Here is a 4,504-nt window from a genome sequence, read left to right on the forward strand (position 1 = left end):
ATAATCGTTAAGATATTAGCTCTTATTTTCCCAAATAATTCTCCTTTGCAAACCTAAAGGCCGTGGCTGGGTCTTCGGTCTTCCAACCTGTCAAGCAAGGAAAATAAGATAACTGACATGATTACGGATAATCAGAAAAATATTTATTCATTTCCTCTTTTAAAAATTAGTCAAATTCATTGGCTTAGATGATTGAGATTTTTGGATTTTATTTGCTTATCGCTAAATCTCGCAGAATAGAGTTATGATTTTTCATGCCTATGGAAAATGGAATTATATATGTTTTAATTCAGGATTTTGATTGATCATGTTGCTTGATTTTTAATGAAGACTCTGAAAATTCTTAAATGGGGAAAAAGAGATATTAATAAACTAAAACCTTTTATATGTAGATTCAGTATATTAATTTTAATTTTCGAATAATAATTAATCTAAACACATACATAATTTATATATATTGCAAATCGTTTTTAAAATAATAAACTATCTACTATGAGAGATTTGATAAAAGAAGCTATTGCTGACCTAAAAAAGAATGAAGGTTTTATTTATGTAACCTCAGAAGGAAAAAAAATAGACCTTCATGAAGCTGCTGCAAGAGGTATTGCGGTAACTCCAGTGAATCCCAAAGATAATGTGATCAAGAAATTAGAATCTGCCGGTTTATATCTAACTGATGGCAGATTTATGAATGATTTGAATGAGCTTGTATCATTAATAAACGGAAGCTCCTCTGGAAAGTCAGGAAAAAGAAGAACATTCACTGATGCTGAGAAAAGCAAAATTCTAGAAGAATGGAAAAAAGTGGAAGCTGCAGGTAAAAAAACCAAAGCTGCTTTTGCTAGAGAAATTGGTGTAGGTTATCAAACCTTCATCAACTGGTTGAGAGGTTGATCAATCAACTAGTAAAAAATAGAGGGGTGGTGTTTCCACCCTTTTTTATTTTTTTTCAAAAACACTTATAGAAACAGCTTTTTATTTAAAGTAAGTATGTTAATACTTTGTTAACTTTCAAAAAACCTATCCTTATTATTTAATACAAGCCTATTATTGTCCATTGACTTAGTATCAGCTTTGAGTATTCTTCAAAATTTAAGATTTTTTGATTTTAAAATAAGTTTTCCTCCTCTGATTAGGATACGGCTGGAAGCCCTTTGTCTTTTGTTTTCTAAGCACTCTCAATAATCTGATTATTTTTGTAAAAAATTTAAGCGTTTTGGATCATTCAGTCTTTGTAAAGCAATTTAGAGATCAGGGTTTTTTGTCAATTAAAGAAGGAAATGGCAAAGTCGTCACTCTTTTGCAGGCTAGTCATTGGAAACCTGAGATGGGCACTGACTGGGTTTACCTATTATTTGATTTATTTCAAATTCGTTCAGTTTCGGAGCAATTTTCTGAAATTTCCCTGGATATCGTTGAGTTTGCAAGCAAGCCTACGATTTATACAAGCCCGGCTAATATTTTAATACCTGAAGGCTTGCCAGTTGAGGGGAAAATCCGTTTTTCATTAATCCGAGAACCGGATTGGAATAAATTACTTTTTCAGATTTCTCAACCTGTTTTGGTTAAACTTGAAAGTGATAGACCTGCAGAAGTAGAGACCAAAAAACTATTTCCATTATTTAGCCCTTCTTTGAAAGAGCTCTACTTAGGACCTGAAGGAGACGTAAAAATCATCAAAGGATGAATTTTAAAAACCAATTAGATCAAGATCCAATCTTCTCAAAAGTCGCCAAAGCCGCTGCAAAGCTGGGTTTAGAGACCTATGTGGTTGGTGGATATGTCAGAGATTTAATTTTAGGTAGACCTTGTAAGGATCTTGACTTTACTTGCGTGGGAAGCGGAATTGCTTTAGCTGAAGAGGTAGTAAAGCAATTTGATTACCATGTTCCTTTGTCAGTTTTTAAAAACTTTGGAACAGCCATGCTGAAGCTGGAAGACTCAGAGTTGGAATTCGTGGGGGCAAGGAAAGAATCATACAGATCAGAGAGTCGGAAACCAATTGTTGAGGATGGAACTTTACAGGAAGATCTGGAGCGAAGAGATTTTACTATTAACGCGATGGCGATTTCCCTTACTTCCAAAGATTATGGGGATTTGTTAGATCCTTTTGATGGTTTGAATGATCTTAAAAAGAAGAATATTCAAACTCCTTTAGATCCTGAAATTACGTTTTCTGATGATCCATTGAGAATGATGCGGGCAATCCGTTTTGCTGCTCAATTGGATTTTGATATAGAAGCGGACACCTTTTATGCTATTAGCCAAAATGCTCATAGGTTGAAGATTGTTTCGGCTGAGCGCATCCTTACAGAACTGAATAAAATTATTCAGACACCAAAGCCTTCTTATGGGTTTAAGCTACTTTTTGCGAGTAAGCTATTACATGAATTTTTTCCTGAAATGGTTGAATTGCAGGGAGTAGATTCTGTGGATGATAAATCCCACAAAGACAATTTTTATCATACCCTTCAGGTGCTAGACAATGTAGCCACTGTCAGTGAGGATCTCTGGCTAAGGTGGGCAGCTATTCTGCATGACATTGCTAAGCCAGCTACCAAAAGGTTTAATCCTAAAGTAGGCTGGACATTTCATGGGCATGAAGATAAAGGTGCAAGGATGACTCCTGGTATTTTTAAGAGGATGAAGCTGCCAATGGATGAAAGAATGAAATATGTCCAAAAGTTGGTAAGGCTTCATTTACGTCCAATTGCTTTGGTAAAAGATGAGGTAACGGATTCTGCTTTGAGGAGGCTTTTATTTGATGCGGGAGATGCAATAGATGATTTGATGAAACTTTGCAGGGCTGATGTCACTTCCAAGAACAATAAAAAGGTAAAACGATACCTTGAAAATTTCGATAAAGTGGAACGCAAACTCCAAGAGGTAGAGGAGAAAGATCAAGTGAGAAATTTTCAGCCACCTATCAGCGGTGAAGAAATAATGGAAACTTTTGATCTGAAGCCTTCAAAAATCGTTGGAGATATCAAAGAAGAAATTAAAGAAGCTATATTGGAGGGCAAAATTCACAACAAGCCTGAGGAAGCAAGAAAGCTGATGCTTGAAATTGCCATCTCCAAAGGCTTATCACCTAAAAAATAATTCTAATTTAAATACCTAGTAAAACAATGAAGCAAGTGTTATTGATGCTGCTTTTGGCTGTTTCAGCTCAAGGCTTATATGCTCAAACTTCCAATGATTCTATTCCTAAGCTGGATCCTAAAACCAAGCGTGTGCTTAACATCCAAGATCAGGCTGCTTATCAGCTGGCCATGAGGTACAACGATCCTGAGATGGCTAAAACTATGCTTTACAACTTAATCGTAAGAAACCCTGAAAATCTAAGGTTCCAAGAAGCGTTGGGTTCCCTGTATTTTGAAACAGGCCAATCTACCTCCGCTGCTTTGGTTGCTTTGGATATTCTTCAAATCAATGATAAGAATGTGGGTGCCTTGGAAATTGCCGCTTATTCTTTGGAGCAAGTAGGAGCGATTGATCGGGCTTTGCCTCATTTTGAAAGTTTACATCTATTGACCGGTGATAATTTCAGCTTATATAAGTCCGGTTTTCTTCAGTATCAATTGAAGCGATATGATGAGGCGATGAATTCGGCAAATATGTTGATTAAAAATGCCAAGCCTGATGAAAAAATCGGTTTCCCAAAAAGCCAAACAGAGACCATTGAGGTTGGAATGAAAGCTGCGGCCTTGAATTTAAAAGGAATGATTTATTTAGATAAGGGTTCAAAGACAGAAGCAAAAACAGCTTTTCAGGAAGCGGTACAACTGGAGCCGAATTTCGAATTGGCCAAAGAGAATTTGAAAAAAACACAATAAATTAAAACCAGCGAAAGCTGGTTTTTTTTATAGCAAAAGTTTGTAAGCCAGAGTGCTGGTAATGATAGAAATACCAAAGCTCAAGAAAATGATCTTGGCATAATTGGTAACGAATGTTTTTACGTTTTTTCCGGGGATTTTTACAGGGATGATCCTGGGACGGATTACCTCCTGCACGAGGGATAAGGTACCTAGAAAATAGACCAAAAATAAAAGCACATAACTTGCTACCGCCTCCATGTCTGCGAAAGTACATTATTTCCCATTTCTTTAAAAACGCTTTTTAAAAGTTAACGATTTGATAATGAACAAAATATCTTTTTGATAAATATTTTGTTAGCATCGTTTGTTTTGTTTCATGATGTAAATTCAAAGGATTGATTTCTATCTGCATCTATATATGCAAGAATCTTTTTTTCGATAGAGGAATTTGTATTTAATAAAATTTTGATTTTAGTGAAAAAAGCAGGCGGATTTTCATCCAATTTAATTCCAGTTTGGCTAAAGCCAGAGTAGTTTCAGTCTATTCCGCTAACCACCAGCTGAAGCTGGTGGAAATTGCTTGAATAGGTTTGGGCGATTTTAATAATTTGAAAAAAAAGGAACGGTGCTTTAGCTCATTCATTGCATGGGTGATTGTTGATTTTGTGGCTTTAGCTTAAGGGGTT

General features: G+C 35.7%; 5 protein-coding genes. 4 read left to right on the forward strand and 1 reads right to left on the reverse strand.

Annotation, left to right across the window (positions count from 1 at the left end; translation table 11 throughout):
* Window positions 1-492 precede the first annotated feature (492 nt).
* From B2906_RS00005 to B2906_RS00020, 4 genes are all read left to right on the forward strand, one after another.
* Complete coding sequence (locus B2906_RS00005; protein WP_091655646.1) at window positions 493-894, forward strand: hypothetical protein; 402 nt, start codon at window positions 493-495, stop codon at window positions 892-894.
* Between the two features lie 322 nt (window positions 895-1,216).
* Complete coding sequence (locus B2906_RS00010; RefSeq protein ID WP_255590488.1) at window positions 1,217-1,687, forward strand: hypothetical protein; 471 nt, start codon at window positions 1,217-1,219, stop codon at window positions 1,685-1,687.
* Entirely contained in the window at window positions 1,684-3,102 is a 1,419-nt protein-coding gene (locus B2906_RS00015) for a CCA tRNA nucleotidyltransferase (protein WP_219958065.1), read from the forward strand. Before B2906_RS00010 ends, B2906_RS00015 begins: the two co-directional genes overlap by 4 nt.
* Before the next feature lie 26 nt (window positions 3,103-3,128).
* The gene (locus B2906_RS00020) at window positions 3,129-3,836 is read left to right on the forward strand and encodes a tetratricopeptide repeat protein (RefSeq protein ID WP_091655649.1); all 708 of its coding nucleotides are present in this window, start codon (window positions 3,129-3,131) and stop codon (window positions 3,834-3,836) included.
* A 27-nt stretch (window positions 3,837-3,863) separates the two neighbouring features.
* Here B2906_RS00020 and B2906_RS00025 read toward each other — a convergent pair whose 3' ends face one another.
* The gene (locus B2906_RS00025) at window positions 3,864-4,076 is read right to left on the reverse strand and encodes a hypothetical protein (protein WP_091655650.1); all 213 of its coding nucleotides are present in this window, start codon (window positions 4,074-4,076) and stop codon (window positions 3,864-3,866) included.
* Between the last annotated feature and the right edge of the window lie 428 nt (window positions 4,077-4,504).

It is taken from the genome of Algoriphagus sp. UBA3586, assembly GCF_002376385.1.
GTDB classification, from domain to species: Bacteria; Bacteroidota; Bacteroidia; order Cytophagales; family Cyclobacteriaceae; genus Algoriphagus; species Algoriphagus ornithinivorans.

Excerpts from the sequence above, each read along its gene's own strand:
- B2906_RS00005 (WP_091655646.1), top strand. The coding sequence starts at position 493 with ATGAGAGATTTGATAAAAGAAGCTATTGCTGACCTAAAAAAGAATGAA.
- B2906_RS00015 (WP_219958065.1), top strand. The coding sequence starts at position 1,684 with ATGAATTTTAAAAACCAATTAGATCAAGATCCAATCTTCTCAAAAGTC.
- B2906_RS00020 (WP_091655649.1), top strand. The coding sequence starts at position 3,129 with ATGAAGCAAGTGTTATTGATGCTGCTTTTGGCTGTTTCAGCTCAAGGC.
- B2906_RS00025 (WP_091655650.1), bottom strand. The coding sequence starts at position 4,076 with ATGGAGGCGGTAGCAAGTTATGTGCTTTTATTTTTGGTCTATTTTCTA.